This window comes from Flavobacterium sp. Root420 (assembly GCF_001427905.1).
Lineage (GTDB): Bacteria > Bacteroidota > Bacteroidia > Flavobacteriales > Flavobacteriaceae > Flavobacterium.
On record NZ_LMEF01000002.1, the window covers coordinates 71,350 to 96,822 of the forward strand.

Genomic DNA, 25,473 nt, shown 5'->3' on the forward strand with positions numbered 1-25,473 from the left:
ACTACTTGTTTGTTAAAACAATTAGTGTGTTTTATCGTAAGTGTGTTATATTTTTGAACTAGTACCTGACGTCGTCGTTTTACTTGTTTCTATTGGATCGGTATATGTTTTGACTGGCAATACTTTAGATACCGGTTTTGTTGTATTTGCTGTTCTTTTTACAATGCTGATTGTTCCAATTAATGGTGTACATTCTTGCGAAGGACAGAAATTAATGTTTTCAACATCTCCGCTTGCAAGATTATAAGTACCATCACTATAATTAGTAATAACCGAAGTTATTGCCTGAGAATTATAATATCGACTTAAATCAATACTTGTAATTGTACCCGTAGCTGATTTAGGCAAGGTTACATCACTTTTAGATGTGTCGTCAGAGAAAGAGAAGGATATATAAGTATTGGTATTAATAAACTTATATATTTTACCGCCCTTACCTAAAGTGTAAGGCACGAAAGCGGCAATCTCATTTTGAGCATATATATTTACATCTGTACCATTTGGTGTACTAAGAAGTTTAGTGATTAGATCAATAAACAGCGTGTGTACTCTTGTGGTTAGAGGATTATCTTGTGTACAAGAAACAGATCCACCGCAACTGGTAATAGATATATGTTTAGTAAATACTGTATCACAGTTTTCTGTACCAGAAGTAGAGAGGCTTATATCATAGTTGCCAGGGATAGTTGGTGTAAAAATAAACAGACCTGTTGTATTTGTCTCTGTACGAACAATAGTGCCGTTTTCGCCAGCAGCTGTCCATGTATAAATTAAATTAGGTTGATCTGTTTCAAATTTAAAACCATATGGATTATTTGCACAGTGGGTATCACTAGCAGATATATATCTTGTAAATGTCACTGAACAACCTGTTTCATCTTTAAGAACCGCTTTAATTACATAATTACCTTCGTATTTAAATTTATATGTGTATGTTTTTATGTCTATGCCAGGTTCACTTGTATTAATAATTTCCCCATCTTCTGATATAGCACTCCAGGTATAAGTTAGATTAGTGTTAAACGTATCAAATGTAAATTTGGCATCTTCATTTGTGAAGACAGACTGTCCTGGAGTTATTATAGATCCAATTATTGCCGGATCACAAGTGTTAACTTCTCCTGGGCAAAAATCAATGTATCTAATTTCTGAACCAAAGTCACAATAATCTAAAGAGGCACGATCCATCTTTTTACTCATTCGTCCTCCGCCACTATATCTGCTTTTACAAGATTTTATAAATTGCTCAGAAGATATATATTGACTTAAATCAGTATATATAGAATCTCTTATTGTTGTCTTGAGATTTGTTATAGTAGTTTTTTTTGGGTCATATCCAATTCCCCATCCTATAATAGCATTTACGTCATATTCTCTGTTGGGTGAAAATGAAAAACGGGCTCCTAAAATTTTTTCTCTGCCATCTACTTCTGTATAATTTCGTGATGTTGAAACATAATTATATATTTTATTTTTAGGACCATTAGTGATGTAAGGTTTTAAAGCAATAAACTCGGCTGTAGGAGCGCTTGTGTTGATCTGTTCATCTGTTTCACCCTGAATTGATCTTGCAAGAAGGCTTACTAATAAATCCTCATATAATTCTTTTACTTTCTGAGATTTTGGATTCGTGGTTGTACAAGAATTATCAATAATACATTGAAGTTCATTTATAAATTTTCTATCACATCCCTTGACTGTATCTTTAACTATTAAATGGATTTCATATTTTCCTCCTTTATCCAGAGTTAAGGGAAAAATATCAAGATTTGAAGAGGCAACCGAAATACCTTTTGAATTAAATACTTCCCACTTGTACGTAAAATTTTCTGATGAATTATAAGGAACAAAATACATATTTGCAGTTTGATCTTTATTTACGCTAAGCTCATTGTAAGTAGTAATGTCATTAGTGATGTATCCTTCACGATCATCTGTATTAAAATCGCAAGTACTTAAAGGTGTAACTAATTTTGTATAATTAGTTATACAGCCATTAAGGTCTTTTAGCTCTAATTCTACCTTATATTCTTCAATATTTGGAAATGTTATAGTGAAAGAAGGTTGAATTCCAGAACTTACTAGCACTCCGTTTGAATTATATGCTTTCCAATCAAAAGTGAAATTTGATGCCGAATATCCGTTTACATAACCAATACTCAGAGTCGTTTCTGTATTTACTTCCACTCCTCGATAATCAGATAAATAGAGTGCTACCTGATTATCAAAACGGTCTTTACTTGGAATAATGCAATTGTTCGGGTCTCTGCCTGTTATTATTTTTTCATAATTAGTACAACCATCAGAATCTGAAACACGAAGTGTAATCTTGTATTTTTCAAGTTTTGTCAGTGTAATAGAAAAATTAATAGTATTTCCAGATTTTATTAAAGAACCATTAATATCATAAAGTTTCCAATCGTATGTTAAACCTGATAAAGGCGAATTATATCTTCCAAAAGTTATATCAGTCGCTGTATTGATAAGTGTACCATTATTGTCTCCGTCTGAATTATCTGAGAAATATATTTCTCCGTATCGATTGTATGAATATTGTGCACAGTCCTGAGCAAAGGAAGTCAAAGTACAAAACACCATATACAGCGTAATTATCCAGTATTTTTTTATTTTAAGATCGACCATAATCTAGTTATATGTTTATTTTTATGCAATTTGTTCAGCAAAAAACAAATTGTATTATTATCTTAAATGAGTTATAGTTTTGAACTCGGTTTTTGTGAATTTTTACTTGTTTGTGATGATGGATATGTGATGCTAAAACCACTTTTAATTACCCCCACAGTTGGCAGACATGCTTCTGCCGGACAAAAATTGATATATCTAACTTCTGATTCTTTATAACAGTCATTTGTATTTAAAGATATCTTACTTAGTTTTTTTGTTTTTTGTGCTCTTTCAGGGCTTTGTAGGTTTTCCGGGTTTGAAACAGAAATTTGCTGCGCGCTCTGGACATAACAGGAAATCAAAAAATCATTTGAAGAGCTATACTGACTTAAGTCAATGTAAACTTCAGATGCAATATTCGCAGAAAATTGAGTTAATGTTCCATCATAATCCGAATCGAAATTCCACAATCCTTTTTTCATTAAGATTTGGACATCATAATCCCTGTCTGGTGAAAAAGAGAATCTAACACTAGTTAGTCTGCCCTGTTCATTGCGTACGGTGGTATAATTATAGATTTTGTCTCTTGGACCATTCGTGATATAAGGTTTTAATGCCTCAAATTCTGCTGTGGTTCTGCTGGCATTAATGTGCTCATCTGTTTCAGTAGTAAGAGATCTTGCGATAAGATTTTTTAACATATTCAGATAGATGCTTTTTACAATTTCCGATTTCGGATTTTCATTAGTACAGGAATTCTGAATCAGGCAATTGACCGGTTTCGAAAAATTAAGAATACAACCCGCTTCATTTTCAATAGCAACATTCACTCTATAAAATCCAGCTGTTGTTAGTGTTAATAAATGTTTTTCCTGATTTCCTGACTCTACCAATTCGTCATTTGCATTATAAATTTCCCACTTATAAGTATAAGATCTCGATATTTCCTTATCAGGTCGAAATCCTAACTCTTTTGTCTGATTGATTTGTATGGTTGATACCTCGGCATTGTTCTCATTTTCGAAAGCAATAAATCCGGTTAGATCTTCACCACTAAATTCGCAGGCCTCCGTAACTAGTAACTCTCTGTCAAAATAATGAGGACAGTTATTACGGTCTTTGATTGTTAATTTCAGTTTTAAATTGTCTGATGTTGTTGGTGTGAAAACAAATATTTCTCCCGTAAAAGTGGTTATAGGTGTATCGTCCAGCTTGGTTAATTCCCAATTGAGTGTCAAATCATTTAAGTTCCATACGCTGTAAGGCCAAAATGTAAATTCATTTGGTTTATTTATTAAAACTTTAGGACTATAATAAGTAGAATTACTACGATTAAATATAGTGCCCGTTAATGAATTCCTACTACAATCATATATAGGTGTAATTTTTTTTTCAAAATGGGTTACACAATCATTGGAATCCGTAACATCTAACATTATTGTATACTCTCCTTCTCCATATTGAAGATAAAGTTGAAATGGATTACCTCCTTGTGGGTCATTATAATATCCTCCATCTTCAGGAATCTTGACATTCCATGTATAAGTAAGATCGGTAGCTGTAGTTTCGAACGTAAAAGTGGCGTATGTATATAAGAAAGGAGTTTCAGTATCCATTTTTATTGTACCAACTAAAGGCGTACATGCCACCGGTTCAGTAACTTTTACAGTTTTATATAATTTAGTTGTACATGCGTATTGATCTGTAATTTCTAAGGCAACTAAATAATCGCCAGGAGTGGTATATGTCCATTCTGCCGTACTTGTTGTAGCGGTGCCAATTTCAACAGAGTTTGTGTTATAAAAAATCCATTTATAAGTAATATTAGTTGCTGTTGTTTGTAAGGAAAAAATAGTATTGTTGTTGGTTTTTATTTTTTCTGTTGAAGTTTTAATTGCTCCTACAATTTCAATACATGTATGTTTTGCTATTACTGTAATATTTTTATTAATAGTAGTAATGCAATTGTTTTCATCAACAATGACTAAAGTAACTACATAATTACCTGTATAAGGATAAACCGCTGATGCTGTACTTGTTGTTGCAGTACCAAGAGGGGTGTTGTTTAAACTGTGAAATGTCCAATTATAAGTAAGATTTGTTGCTGTGGTATCAAATGAATATGTAGTGGTTTCATTTGTATAAATAATTGGATTTGCTGTTTTTATATCTCCGGCAACAGTAACACAAGGCGGTTTTACCGTCACTACGGCAGTAGTATGGAAAGTACTGGTACATCCATTTGTGTCTGTGACAACTAGTTTAACGTTGTAATTTCCTGGTGTGTCATAGTACATGTTTGCCGTGCTGGTAGTAAAAGTTGTTGTACTGCTGTTTACGATTCTGTATAATGTCCATCGATACGTTAGGTTTGTTGCTGTTGTATTAAAAAAGAAATTAGCAGTTGTTCCTACAAATATGTTAGGAGATACTGTTTTTATTGTTCCAGATACAGCAGCACAAGAACTTATATTTATGTTTTTTGTAAAAGTAGTGGCGCAATTATTTGAATCGGTAGCAACTATAACAATTTTATAATTTCCAGGTGCTGTATAAGTTTGAGAACCAATAGATGATGTTTGATTTTCTTTTACAGTATTGTCAGCGTTATAAAATGTCCAATTATAAGTTAAACCAGTTGCAGCAGTTTCAAGAGAGAAATTAATAGCTGTGTCTAAAGTTGGGTTTTCAGTACTTACTTTAACTACTCCTAACAATGGATCACATTCATTAGGACAAAAATCAATATATCTAATCTCAGATCCGTATTGACAATCGTTTGGTTTTAATAAGCTTTTATTGGTAGATTGTTGTGTAAAACATGAAACCAAATATTGATTTGCAGAAGTATATTGGCTTAGATCAATGTAAAGTTTTGGTTCTATCATTGACGATTGTAAATAGTCTAAAGGCATCCCTTGAACATAGTTCAAACTGTGAGGAACTGAAACATGTATATCAGATATTCTATCAGGTGAAAAAGAAAAATCTACACTTGTAAACTCACCACTAAGATTTCGAGTTGAAGCAAAATTGTATATTTTATCCTTTGGACCTGATGTTATATAAGGTTTTAGAGCATTAAATTCTGCTGTAACAGCACTTGAATTTATTTGAGCGTCACTTTCGCCCATCATAGCTCGTGACATTAGATTTTTTAATAAATTAATGACCAATCCTTTTACAGTTGTAGATTCAGGGTTTGTTTGTGCGCAGCTGTTTGGTATAGTACAAATAATTGCTCTGGTAAATTGGTGAACACACCCACTGGTATTTTCTTTAAGATCTAAAACAACTGTATAAAAGCCACCTCGTGTTGGTGTAATAGGAAAATTCAAATTAGTTCCAGAATCTACTAATTGGTTATTTTCATTTAATAAACTCCATTTGTATTCAAAATCGGCCCCAGGACCATAGTTCTGACTGGAAAAAGTAACATTTGTAGTTTGATTTACGCTAACAGTTGCAGCTTTATATAAATCTGCATCATTTCCAACCTGAACAAATGCACGCCCAAATTGTGTTATGTCATTGCAAAGAGTTGATCCTGTTTTAAGTGATACCAGTTTTTGAAATGTAGATTTACATCCATTTGAGTCTGTAACCTCTAAAGTAACATTATTAGTTCCAGGTCGGATGTAAGTATAATCTACGGTTTTAGTTGTAAAAATAGTGGATTCACTATCTTGAGTAAATGTCCATTTATAACTTAAATCAGTTGCAGTAGTTTCAAGAGAGAAATTAGTGCTTGTACCAACAAATACATCTGGTGTGGATGTTTTTATTGTTCCTGCAATTGCAGGACATTTGATGGTAACAGTTTTTTCAAATGTAGCTTTGCATCCATTTTGATCTGTAATTATCAAACGAACTTTGTAAGAACCTGCAGCGGTATATGATTTATTTACTGTATTAGTTGTTGCTGTAGATGAAACAGTTCCATCTAAATTATAAAATGTCCAATCATAAATTAGATTTGTAAAAGATGTATCAAAAGAAAAATTAATATTGCTATTTAATATAAATTCGTTTAAATCAGGCAGTATAATTCCAGATACATTAGAGTCACAACTAACATCTAATGTAATGATTTGTCTCTCTAAAACAAGGTTTTGGTTTGGATTTGTTAATATAGTGATCTGTGGGTGAGATGAAAGGCAGTAATAATCTCCTGAATTAGAAAATGTCAAATTCGAAATAGTATATTGTCTATTAGTAGCATTAGTGATTAATTCACCATTAGGATACTGACCTTTATACCACTGAAAAGTGTCTGCAGAAGTGTATCTGTTATCAATGCACATCGTTAATGTTATCGATCCTCCTAAGTTACCTTTCAGGGTCTCTTTTGTATCGATCTTGGCTTGATTTGAGTATTGAAACCCATAGAAATTTTTATATGATTCAAATTCATTTGCAAAATCTACAAAACGAAACTTATTATTATTAATATAAAAATTTCCAATGAAAGTTAACTGACTTAATCTGCTAGGGATTGTTCCACTAAATTCATTATTGTTTAAGAATAAACTACGGATGTATGTTAAATTACCAATTTCGGAAGGTATAGAGCCTGTTAACTGGTTAAATGATAAATCTAACATTTGTATTTTAGGTAATGCGCCTATTTCGATAGGGATGGTACCAGTTAATTGATTATTACTTAAATTAATATGTATTGCTTCGGGCAAATTACCAATACTGGCAGGTATTGTACCTGTCAACTGATTATGATCTAAATAAAGTAAACCAATGTTTCTTAACCGATCAATATTACTAGGTACAGGACCACTTAATTTATTATTATCCAGATAAAGAGAAACAAGGTTGTATAGTAAAATTTCAGTAGGTATAGGGCCACTTAATTGATTGTTTCTGAAATAAATTTCCTGAAGATTATAATATAGACTGCCAATTTCAACTGGTATTGAACCACTTAATTGATTATCTGATAAATTAAGAAACTCAAGACTAGTTAGTTTGTTTATTTCATGAGGTATGGAACCTGTTAAATTGTTATATTCTAAAAAAAGTGCCTCTAATTTAGCTAAATTACAAACTTCAACAGGAATAGAATTATTCAGTTCATTGTGATATAAATAAAGGCTAGTCAATTTTGATAATTTACCTATTTCTGCAGGTATCGAACCACTTAATTGGTTTATACCCAAGCTAAGAAATTCTAAATTGAGTAGTTTTCCAATTTCAGGAGATATCGTACCAACTAAATTATTTTGACCTAAACTTATACCTGTTACAGTACCATTGGTAACTGTAATCCCATACCAACCAGCATTACCATCCCAAGTAGTAACGGGAGTACTAAAGTCCCAGCCATTTTTATTGGTCCAGTTAGGGCCATTTGTACTGTTATATAAGGCTTGCAATGCAGCTTTTTCAGTTGGAGAGATGTCAGTAGCAGTGGCGACAGTTTTATTTGTAGTTGATTTGATGCTTTTTTGTAATTTTATCTTTTGTAAAACAGCATTTTCATTATTCTTTATGGATATGTATTGGGTTGTATATACCTTTCTTAATATAGAAATCTCGAAATCAATATCTTTTGTATTGATACCTTTTTCTTTTAAAGAAGCAGTAACTCTCTCAACATCAAAGCCAATCTCCTTGTCACTATATGTTTGAGCAAAGCCAACAGTCGCAATAAAAAAACTAATTATAGTAAAAACTAATGTATATTTTAATTTCATCTGGATCTTAATTATTTTTTAGCGGTTACAGCAGGAGTAGCAGCAGTACTACATGAAACAACCTGTTTTTTTAGAATAGCTTTTTTACTTGGCGATATTTTCAAACTTTTTGTTCCTGTGTGCGATTGTTTATTAGATACAGAAACGTCATTTGTTTTTAGTTGTGCCTGAAAGTCAAAGTGAGACGCATTTCCACAATTAGACAAATCATAATCCTCAAAACCATCAGAAGCAAGCTCTGTATATTTAGTGTTTGAAGCTACAGCAACCGGAAAACGATTGTTATAACCATATAAAGCCGATGAATAGCGTTTTAAAGCATCCTTATTTTCTACTTCCTGCCCAGTTGGGTTGTATTGCGTAACCTCAGAAGCAAAAGTCCATTTGTTATAATTTGTGGTAGTCATTCCCCATACTTTTTTATCAGTATCATAGACATAAAAAGGGAAAAAGTCATTAAAGAAACCTGTTTTACGAGGTGTTGGGTCTATAGTATAATTTCTTCCTGTTAAATACGCATAAGACTTATTGGCTCTCCAGTTTCCTAAAATATTATATAGATATGGGTTGTATGATTTTTTTATAACATCGTCTTCTTCGGCGGTATTATTTTCTTTTTCATACTCAAACGCCAGATTACCATTTTCGAAAACCATTTTTGGTAAATTACATTCACATTGCGAAGGCCAAACATCATTATATTGTACTGCAGAAGCATTAACAATTCGGTTGCCTGATGTCGTCGACATGAAAGGATTGTTTCCTATATTAGGTTTTATTGTTGTTATATTATTATTGCTGTCATAATTATACAACGGATTCGTCATAGATGTTACACTGGCCATAGAAGCCATTTGCATGTTTCTGTGACCGGAACGAATTACTTTTATTTTGGCTGTATTAATAACATCAGGTTTAATCAGCAATCCTTTTTCATCAATAAGTTTAAAAGTAGAATTGGTTACATGAACTACCCAGGCTTTCATAATAGTTTTAGTTTTTCCATCAGGAGCTAGACCGGTAAGCCATAATTCGTCACCATCAATTAAATAATCAGATTCGCTGTGGTCTCCCGTAAATTGATATTGATTATTGCCTGTTGTGGTAATATCCCATTCTAAACCAAGATTTTTGGCAGCCTGACTCATTCCGTCATAACTCCAGTATGCCGGGAAATTAAAATTGAAATATTTATCGTTGTATTCATTAATCGTTTCAGTTAATAAAACATCTCCATTTTCGGCATCGTATGCAAGATTTTTTGTTGATACTTTAGAGCCAAGATCATATGCTATTTTTTCTGAAAGAATAGCTGTAGTATGAATTACTTTGGTTGTCACAGCTGTTCTAATCTGACTTTCATACTGAGAATAACTAGGTAATGGAACGGGTACTACTATAATAGCTAAGAATATTGGTATTCCCGCAGTATTATAATGAACACCAAGAATTTGAGTATTAGATTTGTTTTCTCTAAAGTCATTTATTACGTCATAATCAACTCCAACCAGTTTAGAAGCTATATTTCCTTTTGAATCGATTGTCTGAACAGTGTTATTGAGTCTGCCTTCATTTTTACTTTGGGAGTTTGTTATTGTATTGTACTTATAGTCAACACCAGAGATGAAATCTTTTTGGCCTTCACCATACACACGCTGGTTTTTCATTTTACCATCCATGTCGTTGGTATGAACAGAAAACCCCTGTGATAAAGTAATATGATCTTTTACTTTTAAATTAAGGAGACTAGCCAATGCTGATGACTTGTCATAATTTAAAGATAGAGTAGTACGGTCTGTAATTGTTGGAAAGTCTTTAGTAGTATAAAACTCTGTTACAACAGATCCGGTAGCATGCTTTTTTACCGAGCTGGTTACAACATTTGATGCATTATACTTATCTCTGGATAAATTCGCAACCGTTACACGGCTATAAGTAACTTTAGGGGCAGGGAAGAAAGATTCTCCAAAAGGCTCTTCAACATAATTGGTATTGTCCGGACCAAGCGGTAAATCCCTTTTACTTTGATCGTAGAAAGGTTTTACAAAAGGATTTTCCTTGCATCCTAAAGGTTCATAAGTGGCAACGCCAGACGATTTTCCATTTTCTGCTTCATACACATATTTTTGTCCGTAAGATTGCTGATATAATTTATTATCTGCATTTTCGGTCATGACATTCCACTGGTCATTAATAGCGATATCTTTAACTCTTGTACCGCCTCCCATTTTCTTTCCGCTTGGCTGCATAAGTCTTATCCAGGATTTATTGGTCATAAACCTGCTTGCAATTCCAGTTTGTTCTAATTTACCATTTGGACTTTTGAAAATATCCAAAAGTGTTGGCAGCCAGCCAATCATTTCCATAACAATACTTTTCAAATCAGTAGTGTCCTCTTCGTTATACATACTGTAAACCAACCTGTTTAAGTTTTGTCTTCCAAAGTTCCAACCCGCTTTTGATATAGGGTTTACTTCATGCGAATTAGCATTAAAACCATCACCCTTTCCAACATAATCAACAGGTATTGCGACATACTGTTTACCATTTAATTCAAGAAAACCACAATCAACAACATTGTCTTTATTTTTTTCGGTATTAAGATACCCCGTAACATAATCATATTTATCAGTACCGTCTACACCTGGTGGTGGATTCGGATTAACCATGTTTAGCAGGAATCTGAAATATAACGGATTGCCAGGATCTCCAACGTTTTTTAAATATTTATCATAAAACAGTTGAGGAATCTTTGGGTCGGTAATAGATAATTCATTATCAATTTTATGGTCTAATTCAACATAAATATATTTCCCAAGTGTCTTATTTTCAATTCCATTAGAAATATTATCGGCAGTAAGCCCATCTTTTGAACCACTTCCAACCACTTTAAACATTTGCATGGCATCCTTGTTTTGTACAGAACTATAATCGTCTGATTCGTAGTTGAGTTCCATCTGACCTCCGGAAGGTAAACGAATAGACTTAATAAGCCACGCACTTGCATATTCATCTGCTTGAATTCTACTGCTTTGGTTCACAAAAGGAAATTCAGCATTAGATAATTGAGCATTTGTTGCTTCATTTACACCCTCTTTTACTTCTTTGTAATTACCCCACACATCATAAGCTTTCATGTCATATTTCGGATTGAATCCGTAATTGAAAACATAAGGCGTGTATTTACCCATATTAGAATTCTTATAGGTAAAATAAATTTTACTAAGAGTTAGTTTTCCTTCACCATTAATGCTGTTGTCAATTCCTTGACACAGCGTGTAGTTATATTCGAAATTTGCTTCTTTTATTGGAGTAGCTTTGTCTCCTTCTGCCAGGTATTCAGGTTTTGAGTAAAGAGAAATTTTATCTAACTTATACATTTTAGAGTCTGGACCAAGACCACCATTTTCATCCTTAACACCATAAGCATCATTCCTTTCAGAAAGGTGAAAAATAGCCACATGTGTTTTAGTAACAATTTTTTTGATATAAAGAAGCTCCTTTTCTCCATATTGATAATTTCCTTTATCATCTTTTTTACCGGAACGCAAACCTTCATCATAATTGGCTTGGTTTTCTTTAAAAGGAATTCTCCATTTATATAAATGATCAGTAGTTTTATTTTCGTATTCGAATTTTGTATAAGAACCCAAATCATCATCTGTTGGGCCATCATTTTTTAAATCTTGGTAATCAGTAGATAATACAGATGTTAATAGATAAGAGTGGGCATACGCAGGAGTTGTTATCCTATTAAAATATTGATCTCCATCTTTTTTATTTTTTGCCGAATTATCAATACCGGGATCATAATTAATTAATCCATTTTTATAATCTAATTTTTCAGCTGGCCTTTTTTTATCACTAACATCAAAAGTTACTTCTTTTTTAATAGTGTTATAAGCAGCTCTGCCATAAACATATCTTTCTCCGCCTTCTTTAGTAATTCTAATTTCTGTTGTATGGTGATCTCTTGAATATTGACTTGGCTGGAGTTTTGAACCAAATTTTTTTGCTTCCAGTTTCGTTAGTTTTTGTATCGATTGATTTCTGGATAATCTTGATGATTCTCTTTTGACAACTCCTGCATAAGCAATTGAGCCACTGTTTTTAGCGTATTTCACATCAGTGCTTCTGGAAAATTTACCACCGCTCAATCCTAATTTTACAGCATCATAACCTCCTAATTTTGTATTGAACAAATCTAATTCCTTATCTACATGACTACCTCCAATATTTTTAAAAAACACTTTTTCGTAATCAGGTCTGTTACCTGTTTTTTTCTCTCTAAATCTTCCCAATGCAGGATTTGAATTGCTCCAAAGCGATGTACTGCTTTTACCTAAAGTTACTGTGGCATCAATTCCCCAGTGTGCTAAACCTCCGGCACCAAGTTCTAAACCTAAGTTTGCTCCAACGCTGTCATCGTTAGTTTCTTTGTCAAACACATAACCTACCTGAGATTTGTAAGGTCTGAACATTCCCGAAACACCTTGTCCCTGAATATTGTATAAGTCGTACGTATTGTTGGTTATAGGAAGCGAAGTAGTGTTTTTATTAAATGTTCTGTCTTTTTCTCTATTAAAATCTAAAACGTCTGCAGTAGAAGCATTGTATGTGTTTTCAAAGCCATAAGCTTTTTCTGTTTTATATTTTTCAGAATTCTTTATTCCCTGGCTTGTTCTGTATCCCGAAAATTTCATTCCAGGTTCTATACCCCAGAATTCTCCTTCTATATTCAAATTAAAAATAAAATTAGAAGACACCATACCAACCCTTTTTGTTGGAGTGAAAGAGGCATCAATAAAAGATGTAGATCCGCTGGCAGCAAATCCTCCAATCGCCTTTGGTATAGAAGCTTTTTTAAGATTTATAGATGCGGAATAAGTTATAGTTTCAATACCCTTTCTACTATTATAGCTTACACCAATATTGCCGGTTGGAGTATTATCTTTTGTTTTTTTGTTACTGTCTATGTCTTCATACGATACACTTGGTGAAGCAGAAACGCCTTCAGAAGCAGATGATTCCAGATTCATTCCAACTCTTATATTATTAGCAATTTGAGCGCTTAGACCACCACTTGCAGTGGCTCCAAAACCTTCATAATTATTGTACTTAATGCTCATTCCAACATTTGCCTTGATCTCATTAACACCAAATGCACCGAAAAAAACATTAAAATCAGACCCAATAGTTACATTAGGTTTCATGTTATTTTCATAGATCATTTCATCCCCATTAAAATCATCCGGCAAACCACGCATTTGTCTCGTAATCTGTCCAACGTTAAGATCCCAGCCTAATCCTACCCAAGATGCTTCCTGATCCATGGTTACGCCAGAATTGTAAGCTAAGTTTATCGGATAACCACCTACATCCATAATTGGAATATTATAATTAAAATCACCACTTGCCAAGTCAACCATATCCGAAGTTCCAATAGGAGTAAAGGACTCAAATTCCGGTTGTGAGGGACCACCGGTTAATGCATAAATTTGCATGGGTTGAAATGTTTCCAAAAGAATCATCATGGCTAAATAAATAGCAAGAGTTTTTTTAAACTTATTAATTTTTGGCTGAATCATAAGGCTATTTGGGTATAGGTGTCTTTAAATTGAAATTTTAATGTTCCTTTTCTAAAAAGGAAGTCAGTATAGACTAATTGTATTTTTTCATTAGGATCAATTCCTGAAAAAAACAATAAGACTTTCTGATAAGGTGCTATTTTGTAATTGCGTTCATAAGTTACCCCTGAACAAGCAATGGTGTCTTTTTTTGAAGTAACGACGTAGAAATCTTTTTCTAATCCAAAAGACATATATTTTACAGCATCGGTGTATTCCATTCCTGTAAAGTCATTACCAAGTAAATCTTTCTCTTCGTCTTGTTGAAAGGTAAATTCTATAATACGTTCTCTTTTATTTTCTTCATAGAGAGAATCAACGGGTATTAGATTTTCATTTCCTAAATCTTTTAATAAATAGTATTGAATAGGAACTTCAATTGCAGTAAAATCTATATCGTCGGCTTTTTGAGTATAAGCACGAGATTTCCATCCTATTTTTTCAAGGTTAAAATAACGATCTCTTATTTCTGAATTTTTAGAATTATCTTTAGTCTCCTTTTTACAGGAAAAACATAAAAAAACACAAAAAATACAAAACAACTTATTTAAGTCCTTCATATCTTTTGTTGATGTACATAAGTAATTCTTTTGTTACCGTCATTTTTTCATCGGCATATAAAACAGTGGTTTTATTTTCGGAGCCAATTATTAACTGATAGTCATTTTCTTTAGAAAAATCTTCTGTGTAGCTGTGAATTCGCGACCAGATTTTTGAAGATTCATTGGTTGCGAAGATTTGATTGAATTGTTCCAATTCTTCTTTTCCCTGAATAAATTGCTTCATTAAAATTTCTTTTTGTGAAGCCCCAATAGATTTGGATTGTATTTGTGTATATAAATTATCAAGAGCTGTCTTTCTTCTAATAAATTCTTTTTCTCCGGAGCTTTTTAATTCTTTGGTCATTATAAAGCCGTCAAATAATTCGCTATTATTAACGTATACTATTTTTGTTTTTGATGTAAACTCCTTTAGAATTACATAAAAAATTAATGAGAAAATTAATAAGAAAGTGATAATGAGCAACAAACTGCTCTTGTTTTTTACCATGGAAAGACTTGTTAAATTTTCGGTAAAAATAGGTCTTTATTTTTCTTAACAAAGAAAATTCCCATTTTTTTTATGTTAATTCTTGAATGAATTTTATCTTTCTTGAGAGATTTTTTGTATTTTATTTAAAAAATTATGATAAAATGCTAAATTTTGTAAATTTTAACTTACATTTAAGATTTATATCTTTTTGATGTTGAATTAGTTATGATTTATTTGTGTTTATTTTACATTTAAATAAGTCTTAATCAAAATTGAAGTAATAAATTTAATAGTATTTTGATAAATTGTATTTTAATCTTAATCTATATTTAAGAATTAAAAGGAAAAATAAGCTGATAGATTTTTTTAATTGGAATTTTACGATTTGTAATATTTTATTCTTAAATGATATGTTTATTCATCGGTTAAAAATAAAAAAACCGCATCACAATAAAGTAATACGGTTTTTTTGTGGAGAATACCGGATTCGAACCGGTCACCTCTTGCCTGCCAGGCAAGCACTCTAGCCAAATGAGCTAATCCCCCAAAGCGTTAGCAAATAAAGTCAATTAATTGGCAAAAAACAAATTTCAAAAGGCTTGAGGTGAAATTATTTTTCAAAACCGTAACTTTACGTTCAAAACTATTTTTATGAGTGCAGAAATTCAAAACGGTTCTTTACAAACTACTTTTCATAATGCCGTTGCGACGGTGCAATTTGGTCATCCGGCGAGTAATTCTTTTCCGCGTGAATTGTTGAATCGGTTGACATTGGAAATTAATGCTTTAAGCCGAAATGAAGCGGTTTCGGTTATTGTTTTGCAAAGCGAAGGTTCGAAAGCATTTTGTTCCGGTGCTTCATTTGACGAACTTTTACAGGTAGAGAATGAAGAACAGGGAACGGAGTTTTTCTCTGGTTTTGCGCATTTGTTAAATGCGATGCGAAACTGCTCAAAAATAATCGTTGGTCGCGTTCAGGGAAAAGCAGTTGGTGGTGGCGTCGGCATTATTGCAACCTGCGATTATGTTTTGGCTACGACTGAAAGCGCCATTAAATTGTCGGAATTGGCAATCGGAATTGGGCCTTTTGTGATTGAGCCGGCTGTTTCACGTAAAATTGGTAAAACGGCTATGACGGAAATGACGTTGGCAGCAACAGATTGGAAATCGGCAGCATGGGCTTTGGAAAAAGGTCTTTATGCGTCGCTACATACTGCAGCCGAATTGGATGCTGCGGTAGAGAATTTTGCTCAAAAACTGAGTTCCTACAATCCGGAAGCTTTATTCGAAATGAAGAAAATCATTTGGGAAGGTACAGAACAATGGGAATCGATATTAATTGAGCGCGCTGCAATTACAGGGAAATTGGTTTTGTCTGATTTCGCGAAAGAGGCTTTGACGCAGTTTAAGAAGTAAATAAATTGTGAATAGTTTTTAAACACATAGAGACATAGTTTGGATTGTGTTTAAAAAGTCGTTTCACTTGTATTAAGACACATTAGCTATGTGTTTAATTTTTTTGCCACAGATTGCAGAGATTAAAATGATTATAGTTTTAAACACATAGAGACAATAGTTTGGATTGTGTTGAAAGTTGTTTCACTTGTATTAAGACACATGAGCTATATCTTTAAATTTTTTGCCACAGATTTAATAGATTAATCTTTTTAATCCTTTAATCTGTGGCAAGTATTTTTAAAATATTGATTGCTATGTGTAAAAAGCGAGCTTTTTTTAATTTCCTTTTTTAAAGCATGTAATCTATGTTTCTATGTGTTTAAATTATACGCCGCAGATTAACAAATTTTACTTCATAATAAATTACTTATGAGAATGATCTAATTGTTGTTCAGGTTGGAATTTGGAATTTTTCTTTATTTGGAATTTATTATTTAAACGGTTATTAATTTGTAAATTTGCAACCTAAAATTCAAATCGATGAGTAATATCAGAATTACAAAACAATTTAACTTCGAAACCGGACACGCGTTGTACGGGTACGACGGAAAATGCAAAAACGTTCACGGGCACAGTTATAAATTATCGGTAACGGTTATTGGTTCGCCAATTACGGACCGATCGAATGTGAAATTCGGAATGGTAATTGATTTTTCGGATCTAAAGAAAATTGTAAAGGAAGAAATCGTCGATCAGTTTGATCATGCAACCGTTTTTAACGAAACGACACCGCATATCGAATTGGCAAATGAATTGAAAAACCGCGGACATCATGTGATTTTAGTAGATTACCAGCCAACCAGTGAAAATATGGTAGTTGATTTTGCAGACAGAATCATCGCGAGACTTCCTGTCGGAATTACATTATTCTCTCTTAAACTTCAGGAAACAGAATCGTCGTTTGCAGAATGGTATGCTTCAGACAATTAGTTGAAAGTCAAAAGTCGAAAGTCCAAAGTTTTCCAACCAGAAATCTAAGAAGTCTAAAAATCTAAGAAGTCTAATAATCTAAAAATCTAAATGAAAAAAATATATTTCGCTTCTGATCAGCATTTTGGTGCTCCAACTCCGGAGTTGAGTCTGCCGCGTGAAAAGAAATTTGTGGCCTGGCTGGATGAGGTAAAGGAAGATGCAGAAGCTATTTTTTTATTGGGTGATTTATTTGATTTTTGGTTCGAATACAAAACCGTTGTACCAAAAGGCTTTGTGCGTATTTTAGGCAAACTGGCCGAGATTCGAGACAGCGGAATTCCGATTTATTTCTTCGTAGGAAATCATGATTTATGGATGGATGATTATTTTGAAACCGAATTGAATATTCCGGTGTATCATGATAACAAAGAATTTACTTTTAACGGTCAAACCTTTTTAATTGGCCACGGCGACGGAAAAGGCCCTGGTGATAAAGGGTATAAAAGGATGAAAAAGGTATTTACGAATCCGTTTTCAAAATGGCTTTTTCGTTGGTTGCATCCCGATGTTGGCGTGAGTTTAGCACAATATTTATCGGTTAAAAACAAACTGATTTCGGGTGACGAAGACGTAAAATTTTTAGGGGAAGAAAACGAATGGCTGGTTTTGTACGCCAAACGTAAACTTGAAACTAAACACTACAACTACTTTATTTTCGGCCACCGTCATTTACCTATGATTATTCCTGTGGGCGAAGAATCTAAATATGTGAATCTGGGCGACTGGATTGGTTACTTTACTTACGGTGTTTTTGATGGCGAAACTTTCGAACTGAAAAAATTCGAAAAATAAACCTTTATTTGGCCGGATAGATTCCGATTTTGTGCGTTCTCAAAATATAATTTGATAGTTGTTTGCTATCAGAAAGCTGAAATTTGATTGCACCGGATGATTTTTTCGGCATATGACATTCTACACAATTATTGGTCAATAAACTTCCCGACATTGTTTTAAGTGTTTTATCAGAATGTTTTATTCCTGCCTGATGACAACTCATACAAATTTTAGAATAAGGAGCCAAATTCTTTGAAGCATTTTCGTGTGGATTATGACAGGTAATGCAATCCATTTTTTCGCTGTTGATAAAACATTTACTTTGTGCCATCAAACGAAATTGATTTCCGTGAACGTCAAAAGTAGCGGTGTCTGTAACGCTTCTTGTGCTTCTGTAAAAATCTGAAAGATTATTTCCGGGTTTAAAATCAAAACGCGATTTCATTTTCATTCCATCATTTCCGCCGTGACAAAGGGCGCAGGCATCTAATTTTTGTTGTCTGTTTAAGGTTTTAAAACTGGTAATGCTGTTGGCAACTTTTATGTTTGGATTTTTCAGGTGAAATTCGGTATGTTTTTTTGCAGGGCCATGACAACGCTCACAGTCAATTCCGTAAACAATTGTTTTTGGGTCAATTATATCTTCAACATCCATCGACATTACATTTTTCTCAGCAGAATTTTGCTGAACAATGCGACTGCTGGCATTTGAGGCATGACACGAGTAACAATCTTTAACCACCATTCGATCAAAGTAAGGTTTGTCAGCAGGAAATCCCGGACTTGTGGCCCAGCTTTTTATGGAGTGATAATAAGAAATTGGTAATTCGTAAGTATTGCCGTCGCGCCAATAAACAGAAGTTTGTGCATGTTTGGCTCCAAATACAATGTCAAAAGGATGTACTTCAACTTCTTTTCCGTTTTTGTATAAAACCTGATACAGACTGTCGTTGCGTTTTTCTATAGCTAATTTGGTGTTTTTATCGTAAATGAAAGTATGATTTCCTTTATCGAAATCACCTAAAATATTTTCTAAAGAGGCTGGAGCGGTTGCTTTGAAATGCGAACTTTTGAGGGCCATGTCATATTGGGTCTGATGGCATTGAATGCAGCTTTCGGATCCTGCATAATCGGTTCCGCGAGGATCAATATATTCATCAGATTTGTTCGTGCAGTTGGATAAAAAAACTGCTAAAACCGCAATGGAAAAAAGAATTCGTAATTTTTTCATTACCGTAAATATACTTTTTTTTGAAGAAAATCAAAATATATTTCAATTATGAAAAAATGTTGTTAAAATATTTAGAATGCTTCTTAATTCATTCCAACTCCGTAAACATATTCATCCAGTTCAATTCGGAATAAAGAACCTTCAACCAAATCTTTGATCGATTTTAATTCTTTAATAGAAACAGCTAAGTCAATTTGTGCGCAAGGAGTTTTAAGTAAAAATTTGTGACAGGAGTTTTTCAATTCGCAAGCTTCACAACAGGCATTTTCGATCATGCTGTCTTCTATCAAATCACAAAAATAATTGAGTTCCTGAACCGTAAAATAAAAACCAGTTTCTTTAAAAACCAATTGTACTTTGTCTGTAATGGTTTCGTTTTCCTTTTTCCAGTAAAAGGCAATTCCAAAATTGTTGTGGTATAATTGTTCTATTTCTCTCATTGCAATCCTTTATTTCAACAAATATAAATATTATTTATATTAATTCTAAATAGAAACTTATAAAATTGAGAAAAATATTTCACCATATAAATGATATAAGTTTTAGCAGTTGATTCTAAATCGTCTTATACTTAGTTATATGGTTGAAAAAGAATTTACTGGCACATGGTGTTGAGGTAGAAGGTGAGACTTTGACCGCTTTTGTACCAGGTACTCATGTTTCTTTCTCGGTAAAAACTGGTTTCAGTTGGAGACATGGCAGTTGAAATAGCGAAGAATTTATTTTTTTCATCTTTTTTTACACTCTCTATCCATTGAACAGTTACGGCAATTTCTCCCATTTCCTTATCAAGATAAATATCGTATGGTTTCAAATCTAAAGTATACATGCCTCGAAATCCATCTTTTACTTCAAAAAGAATGTCTTTTTCAATAATAATTTTTGATGGTAAATCACTTTCGACTTTGTAAAAGTTTAGTCTAAATTTGACCGATTTAAAATCATTTGTGGTAATGTTGAAATTAAAATCATTGACTTTGCAATCTTTTTTAATTTTGAATTGCATTCCCTTTTCCCTGCTTAATCGATCATCAATCGTTTTATCCATAGCATAGAAAAAATTAGAATGCATAAGAGCAAGACCTTTTGAGCTTCGTCCAAATTGCTTTGATTTTGGCTTTTTGAATTTTACGACTACTTCTTTTAAAGTGTTTTCAGAAGGATTCAGAATTATTTTATTATGGTCTGACTTTAGTTGACTGACCACTATTTTTTTAGTCTCAAAACCAATATGCGAAAATACAATCGTATCGTTTGGTGTGACTTTGTCGTTTAATTTTAAATTGAAATTTCCTTTTGCGTCTGAAATCGTTCCGGCATTTTTATTTGAAATACCGATATTGACATAATCTAAATTTGAATTGTTTTTGGAGTCTTTTATTTCGCCGGATATAAAATTTTCCTGAGCAGTTATTCCAAAAGTAAGTAAGAAGGATACGAGAGTAATTTTATATTTCATTTGCAAGTAATTTTCTTATAAAGAAATGAAATAAGTTAATGGTTCAAAAACACTTTATCCTAAGTTTAACATTTTCAGTGATTTGAATTTAAACAGTATAAATAAATTGATTTCATTTGATAACTTGCCATAAATTTTATTATAGATATTGCTTTAATGGAAATTTATTTAAGCCATTTTTTAATATTTTGAAGAAATTGATTTTGTTGATCGACAAATAAATAATGTGAACAATTATTCAATAGAGCAAAGTGATTTTCTCCAGCTATCTTTTTTATAGAACTGATTTGTGCCGATGAAAAAATACCATCTTCTTTTCCGTAAATCGCATAAATTGGAATTCCATTTTTCTTGATTTTATTTAAAGATGGTCTGCTGTCAATATTGTTTTGTTTTTCATTTTTATAGAAAAGCAAAGGCGCATTTTTATTTCTGATATTAGTTTTAAAGAAATCACTCGCTTCATAAGCACTATATAGTTTCTTTGAAGCTTCAGTGGAATTTGGCATTTTGAAATAATTATTTTCACTTGCCAAATCAAAACAAGCTTTTCGATATTCGGCAGAATTTTTATTTAGCTTTTCAATTGCATTTATTTTTGCTAATTGGGTTGTATCTTTTTTGCTTGCTGCAATTTTTGAAACCGAGTTTAAAATATGATCGTAAGTTTCCTGTTGTGAAAATAAGGCTCCAGCCAGGATGAGATTGCTCACATTTTGCGGATATTTATCGGTATAAAGTGTGGCAACCAAACCACCAAAACTGTGCGCTAAAAGGGTGGCTTTTTTTAGATTGTATTTTTTGTAAATAGCATTTAAATCCTGAAAAGCTTCTTGATAAGTAAATTTGGCTTCAGGATCTGCAGATCTTCCTTCGCCTCTTCGGTCATAAACAATTACGTAAAATCCTAAATCAGCTAATTTTTGAGCCGTTGTGCTTTCAAATAAAGTGGAGTTTCCACTTGGGCCGCCATGAATAAAAATTAGGACTTTCTCTTTTTTGTTTCCGTATGTTTTGATGTAGAGCTTTTGCCCGTTTGCAAAAAGGGAAATTGTAAAAAGGAAGGCCAATAATAATTTTTTCATCATTCCATATTTTGATGCTCTTCCATATCTTTTCGAAGATCTAAATTTCTAAAAGTAGGAGATTGTATTCCGAAGCCTAAAACGGTCAATAAGGTCATACTTCCTCCAAAAACTACAGAAGTTACAGTTCCCATTAATTTAGCCGTTAAACCGCTTTCAAAAGCGCCTAATTCATTCGAAGATCCAACAAACATCGAGTTTACTGCAGCAACACGTCCGCGCATATGATCCGGTGTTTTAAGCTGTAAAATCGTTTGACGAATGACTACTGAAATTCCATCAGCAACTCCGCTTAAAAATAAAGCTACAACAGACAGCCAGAAAATTGTCGAAACTCCAAAAACAATTATGCAAAGTCCGAAAATGAAAATCGCGATCAAAAGTTTCATTCCCGCTTTTTTATATAACGGAACGTAAGCAGAAATTAACATCGTAATAAAAGCGCCAATTGCCGGAGCTGCCCTTAAAACTCCAAAACCTTCAGGGCCGACTTTTAAAATATCCTGTGCAAAAACTGGTAATAAAGCCACGGCTCCTCCAAAAAGAACAGCCACCATGTCAAGAGAAAGAACTCCTAAAATAGTTTTATTATTGAAAACAAATTTGATTCCTTCTTTTAAACTTTCCATAACAGGTTCGCCAATCTTCGGATTCAGAATTGGTTTTTTCTCGATTTGAGTTAAGGCAATCAAGGCCGAGACAGAGAAACCAACTACCAGGCACATTGACCAGTGAACTCCTATCCAATTGATTGAAAACCCTGCAACCGCTGGTCCTAAAACAGCACCAATTTGCCAAACAGAACTACTCCAGGTGGCAGCATTTGGATAGGCTTTTTTAGGTACAATTAAAGATAATAGAGAGAAAATAGTTGGTCCTAAAAATGCACGAACCAATCCGCCCAGAAATACTAAAAAGTAAATCGAGTATAAAATTAGATCAGATGATGCATCACCGACAACTGCAGGCCAGGTCAATAAAAACAATCCAAAACTGATGATTGAAAATCCTAAAATACACCATACCAACATTCCTTTTTTCTCTCTTTGGTCGACGATATGGCCGGCAAATAAGGCCATCGAAACGGCTGGAATTACTTCCATCAAACCAATTATTCCAAGTGAAAGAGGGTTCTTGGTTAAACTGTAAACTTCCCATTCGATGACAATAAACTGCATCGACCAGGCGAAAACCATTGCAAAACGCAATAACAAAAACATATTAAATTCTCTAAAACGAAGTGCCTGATACGGGTCGTTTTTCTTTTCTTTATTTTTCATTTGTTCTAATATCTTTTAACATAAGCTGAGTAGACACATTTCCATTCCACTCGTTTTCAGCGATGGTATAGGCCAGCTGAAAAGTATTTTGATTTTTTGTAATGTCTAATTTTTTTCCGAGTCCAAAACCAATGGCCGCAATCCCTTCGGAGTTGTGCTGTTTCGCAAAAAGCCTTAAATGTTCGTCTTCAGAACCCAGAGTTTTGGCGTAACCCGTATCTTTTATATCTGAAGTCATAAAAACCGGCGTCATATTCAGCGGACCAAAAGGCTCGAATTGTTTTAAAATCCGGATGAGTTTTGGAGTAATGTCTGAAAAATTAATTTCGGCATCAATTTCGATTTCCGGAGTTCGCATTTCGGGTAAAATAGTTTGTTCTACTTGTCTTTCAAAAGCGTCTTTAAATACTTTATAATTTTCAGCTTTCAAAGTCATTCCGGCTGCGTACATATGACCTCCAAATTGTTCCAAATGTTCGGCGCAGGCGTCAAGCGCGTTATAAACATCAAATCCTTTTACCGATCTTGCTGAAGCAGCATATTTATCTCCACTTTTAGTAAAAACTAAAGTCGGACGATAATAGGTCTCAATTAATCTTGAAGCCACAATTCCGATAACGCCTTTGTGCCAGTCTTCCTGAAACACAACCGTTGAAAATCGTTCTTCTTCCTGATTTTCTATAATTTGCTGAAAAGCTTCTTTGGTTATTTTTTTATCTAAATCTTTTCGGTCAGCGTTGTATTGTTCGATTTCTGAGGCAAATTGCTGCGCCTGATCAAAATCAAATTCAGTTAATAATTCAACTGCATGATTGCCGTGTTTGATTCTTCCCGCCGCATTGATTCGGGGAGAAATAATAAAAACAACATCTGTAATGTCTAAAACTTTCTTTTTTACCTGATGTACTAAAGCTTTGATTCCCGGTCTTGGATCGCTGTTAATTACCTTCAATCCGAAGTAAGCTAAAACACGATTTTCTCCTGTTATCGGAACAATATCGGCAGCAATTGCGGTAGCAACCAAATCCAGATACGGAACCAGATCTTCAATGGTTTCATTTCTATTTTTTCCTAAGGCCTGAATCAATTTAAAGCCGACACCACAACCGCACAATTCATCGTAAGGATAGGAGCAGTCTTCTCTTTTCGGATCTAAAATCGCAACCGCATCTGGTAGCATATTCCCGGGTCTGTGGTGATCGCATATAATGAAGTCGATGTTTTTTTCTTTCGCGTAGGCGATGTGATCAATGGATTTTATGCCACAATCGAGTGCAATAATTAAAGAGAAACCATTATCATCGGCAAAGTCAATTCCTTTGAAAGAAATTCCGTAACCTTCATCATAACGATCGGGAATATATGTGGCAATATTAGGATAATGCGATTTCAAATAGGCCGAAACCAAAGAAACGGCCGTAGTTCCATCGACATCATAATCGCCAAAAACCAAAATATTTTCCTGATTTTCAATAGCCAATTCGATTCGGGCAACTGCTTTGTCCATATCTTTCATCAGATAAGGATCGTGAAGATGTTCTAAAGAGGGACGAAAGAAATTTTTAGCGTCTTCAAAAGTTTCAATGCCACGCTGAATTAAAAGCGTCGCTACAAAATCTTCTACATTTAAGGCCTGCGCCAAATGTTTGACTTTATCTTCAGAAGGTTTTGGTTTTAATATCCAACGCATTTTTAATTTTAGATATTAGATTGTTGATTTTAGATTATCGAAACTGTTGTTTATTAAGATAACTAAATCTTCAGGGTTTTTATTTTGACTTTTGAAATCGTGAAATTCAGTATTCATTGATTTATCTAACGCTTCTCCATTGTTAATTTTGATGAGATATGGAAAACCTTTTCGATCTGAAACGTTTAATAACATATGAGAAATGTATTCCCGATTGTCGTCATTTATAATGCGTTTACCCTCAACAAAAACAGATTCAATATCGTCTCTAAGATTTGGAATAATATTCTTTTCGATATAATGATGATTGTTTTTTCGATTGTTATAACAGAAGAATTTCTTTCCTTCAATCGATACTAAATAATTGCGATATCTATTTTTGAATCGTTTTTTTTGAAAAAATTCAAATATGGAAAACACTAGAATTATAGGAAAAAATAATATAGATAAAGGAATTCCAACTATAATTAGAAATATTATAACTGGGATTTCTTTTAATCTTTCCTCCATCTTTCGTTAATCAAATTAAGAA

At 33.3% G+C, this 25,473-nt stretch carries 15 protein-coding genes and 1 tRNA gene; 3 read left to right on the forward strand and 13 right to left on the reverse strand.

The genetic code is table 11. The annotated features are described in order from the left end of the window. Window positions 1-45: 45 nt before the first annotated feature. The 6 genes from ASC72_RS03885 to ASC72_RS03910 form a co-directional block, all read right to left on the reverse strand. Window positions 46-2,643, reverse strand: a complete 2,598-nt coding sequence (locus tag ASC72_RS03885) for a hypothetical protein (protein WP_056187102.1) — start codon at window positions 2,641-2,643, stop codon at window positions 46-48. Between the two features lie 71 nt (window positions 2,644-2,714). Beyond that, window positions 2,715-8,333 carry a PKD domain-containing protein gene (locus ASC72_RS03890; RefSeq protein WP_056187105.1) on the reverse strand — a complete coding sequence of 1,873 codons (5,619 nt, stop codon included), beginning with the start codon at window positions 8,331-8,333 and terminating at the stop codon, window positions 2,715-2,717. 11 nt (window positions 8,334-8,344) lie between these two features. Then, on the reverse strand, window positions 8,345-13,921 hold the full coding sequence (locus tag ASC72_RS03895; protein ID WP_056187108.1) for a hypothetical protein: 5,577 nt from the start codon (window positions 13,919-13,921) through the stop codon (window positions 8,345-8,347). Beyond that, window positions 13,918-14,520 (reverse strand): hypothetical protein, encoded by a 603-nt coding sequence (locus ASC72_RS03900; protein WP_056187110.1) that lies wholly within the window; start codon window positions 14,518-14,520, stop codon window positions 13,918-13,920. The genes ASC72_RS03895 and ASC72_RS03900 overlap by 4 nt, the downstream gene beginning before the upstream one ends. Further along, on the reverse strand, window positions 14,504-15,010 hold the full coding sequence (locus ASC72_RS03905; protein WP_056187115.1) for an OmpH family outer membrane protein: 507 nt from the start codon (window positions 15,008-15,010) through the stop codon (window positions 14,504-14,506). Before ASC72_RS03905 ends, ASC72_RS03900 begins: the two co-directional genes overlap by 17 nt. A 454-nt stretch (window positions 15,011-15,464) precedes the next feature. Beyond that, window positions 15,465-15,538: transfer RNA gene (locus ASC72_RS03910), tRNA-Ala, on the reverse strand. A 105-nt stretch (window positions 15,539-15,643) separates the two neighbouring features. On the opposite strand from ASC72_RS03910, the gene ASC72_RS03915 reads away from it, so the two are divergent. From ASC72_RS03915 to ASC72_RS03925, 3 genes are all read left to right on the forward strand, one after another. Beyond that, window positions 15,644-16,408 (forward strand): enoyl-CoA hydratase/isomerase family protein, encoded by a 765-nt coding sequence (locus ASC72_RS03915; RefSeq protein ID WP_056187119.1) that lies wholly within the window; start codon window positions 15,644-15,646, stop codon window positions 16,406-16,408. A gap of 522 nt (window positions 16,409-16,930) precedes the next feature. Further along, the gene (locus ASC72_RS03920) at window positions 16,931-17,380 is read left to right on the forward strand and encodes a 6-carboxytetrahydropterin synthase (RefSeq protein WP_056187120.1); all 450 of its coding nucleotides are present in this window, start codon (window positions 16,931-16,933) and stop codon (window positions 17,378-17,380) included. A 90-nt stretch (window positions 17,381-17,470) separates the two neighbouring features. After that, window positions 17,471-18,214: a UDP-2,3-diacylglucosamine diphosphatase gene (locus tag ASC72_RS03925; RefSeq protein ID WP_056187123.1), complete on the forward strand. Its 744-nt coding sequence runs from the start codon at window positions 17,471-17,473 to the stop codon at window positions 18,212-18,214. A 4-nt stretch (window positions 18,215-18,218) separates the two neighbouring features. Here the strand turns inward: ASC72_RS03925 and ASC72_RS03930 are convergent, their stop codons facing one another. From ASC72_RS03930 to ASC72_RS03960, 7 genes are all read right to left on the reverse strand, one after another. Continuing rightward, window positions 18,219-19,427 (reverse strand): cytochrome c3 family protein, encoded by a 1,209-nt coding sequence (locus ASC72_RS03930; RefSeq protein ID WP_056187124.1) that lies wholly within the window; start codon window positions 19,425-19,427, stop codon window positions 18,219-18,221. An 83-nt stretch (window positions 19,428-19,510) separates the two neighbouring features. After that, complete coding sequence (locus ASC72_RS03935; protein ID WP_056187127.1) at window positions 19,511-19,867, reverse strand: hypothetical protein; 357 nt, start codon at window positions 19,865-19,867, stop codon at window positions 19,511-19,513. Window positions 19,868-20,022: 155 nt separating this feature from the next. Continuing rightward, window positions 20,023-20,886 carry a carboxypeptidase-like regulatory domain-containing protein gene (locus tag ASC72_RS03940; protein ID WP_056187130.1) on the reverse strand — a complete coding sequence of 288 codons (864 nt, stop codon included), beginning with the start codon at window positions 20,884-20,886 and terminating at the stop codon, window positions 20,023-20,025. A gap of 164 nt (window positions 20,887-21,050) precedes the next feature. Then, entirely contained in the window at window positions 21,051-21,971 is a 921-nt protein-coding gene (locus tag ASC72_RS03945; RefSeq protein ID WP_056187465.1) for an alpha/beta fold hydrolase, read from the reverse strand. Further along, window positions 21,971-23,251 carry an MFS transporter gene (locus ASC72_RS03950; RefSeq protein WP_056187134.1) on the reverse strand — a complete coding sequence of 427 codons (1,281 nt, stop codon included), beginning with the start codon at window positions 23,249-23,251 and terminating at the stop codon, window positions 21,971-21,973. Before ASC72_RS03950 ends, ASC72_RS03945 begins: the two co-directional genes overlap by 1 nt. Then, complete coding sequence (gene recJ / locus ASC72_RS03955) at window positions 23,241-24,941, reverse strand: single-stranded-DNA-specific exonuclease RecJ (protein WP_056187139.1); 1,701 nt, start codon at window positions 24,939-24,941, stop codon at window positions 23,241-23,243. Before recJ ends, ASC72_RS03950 begins: the two co-directional genes overlap by 11 nt. Window positions 24,942-24,956: 15 nt before the next feature. Beyond that, a complete protein-coding gene (locus ASC72_RS03960; RefSeq protein WP_056187141.1) occupies window positions 24,957-25,451 on the reverse strand; it encodes a hypothetical protein in 495 nt (164 codons plus the stop codon). Between the last annotated feature and the right edge of the window lie 22 nt (window positions 25,452-25,473).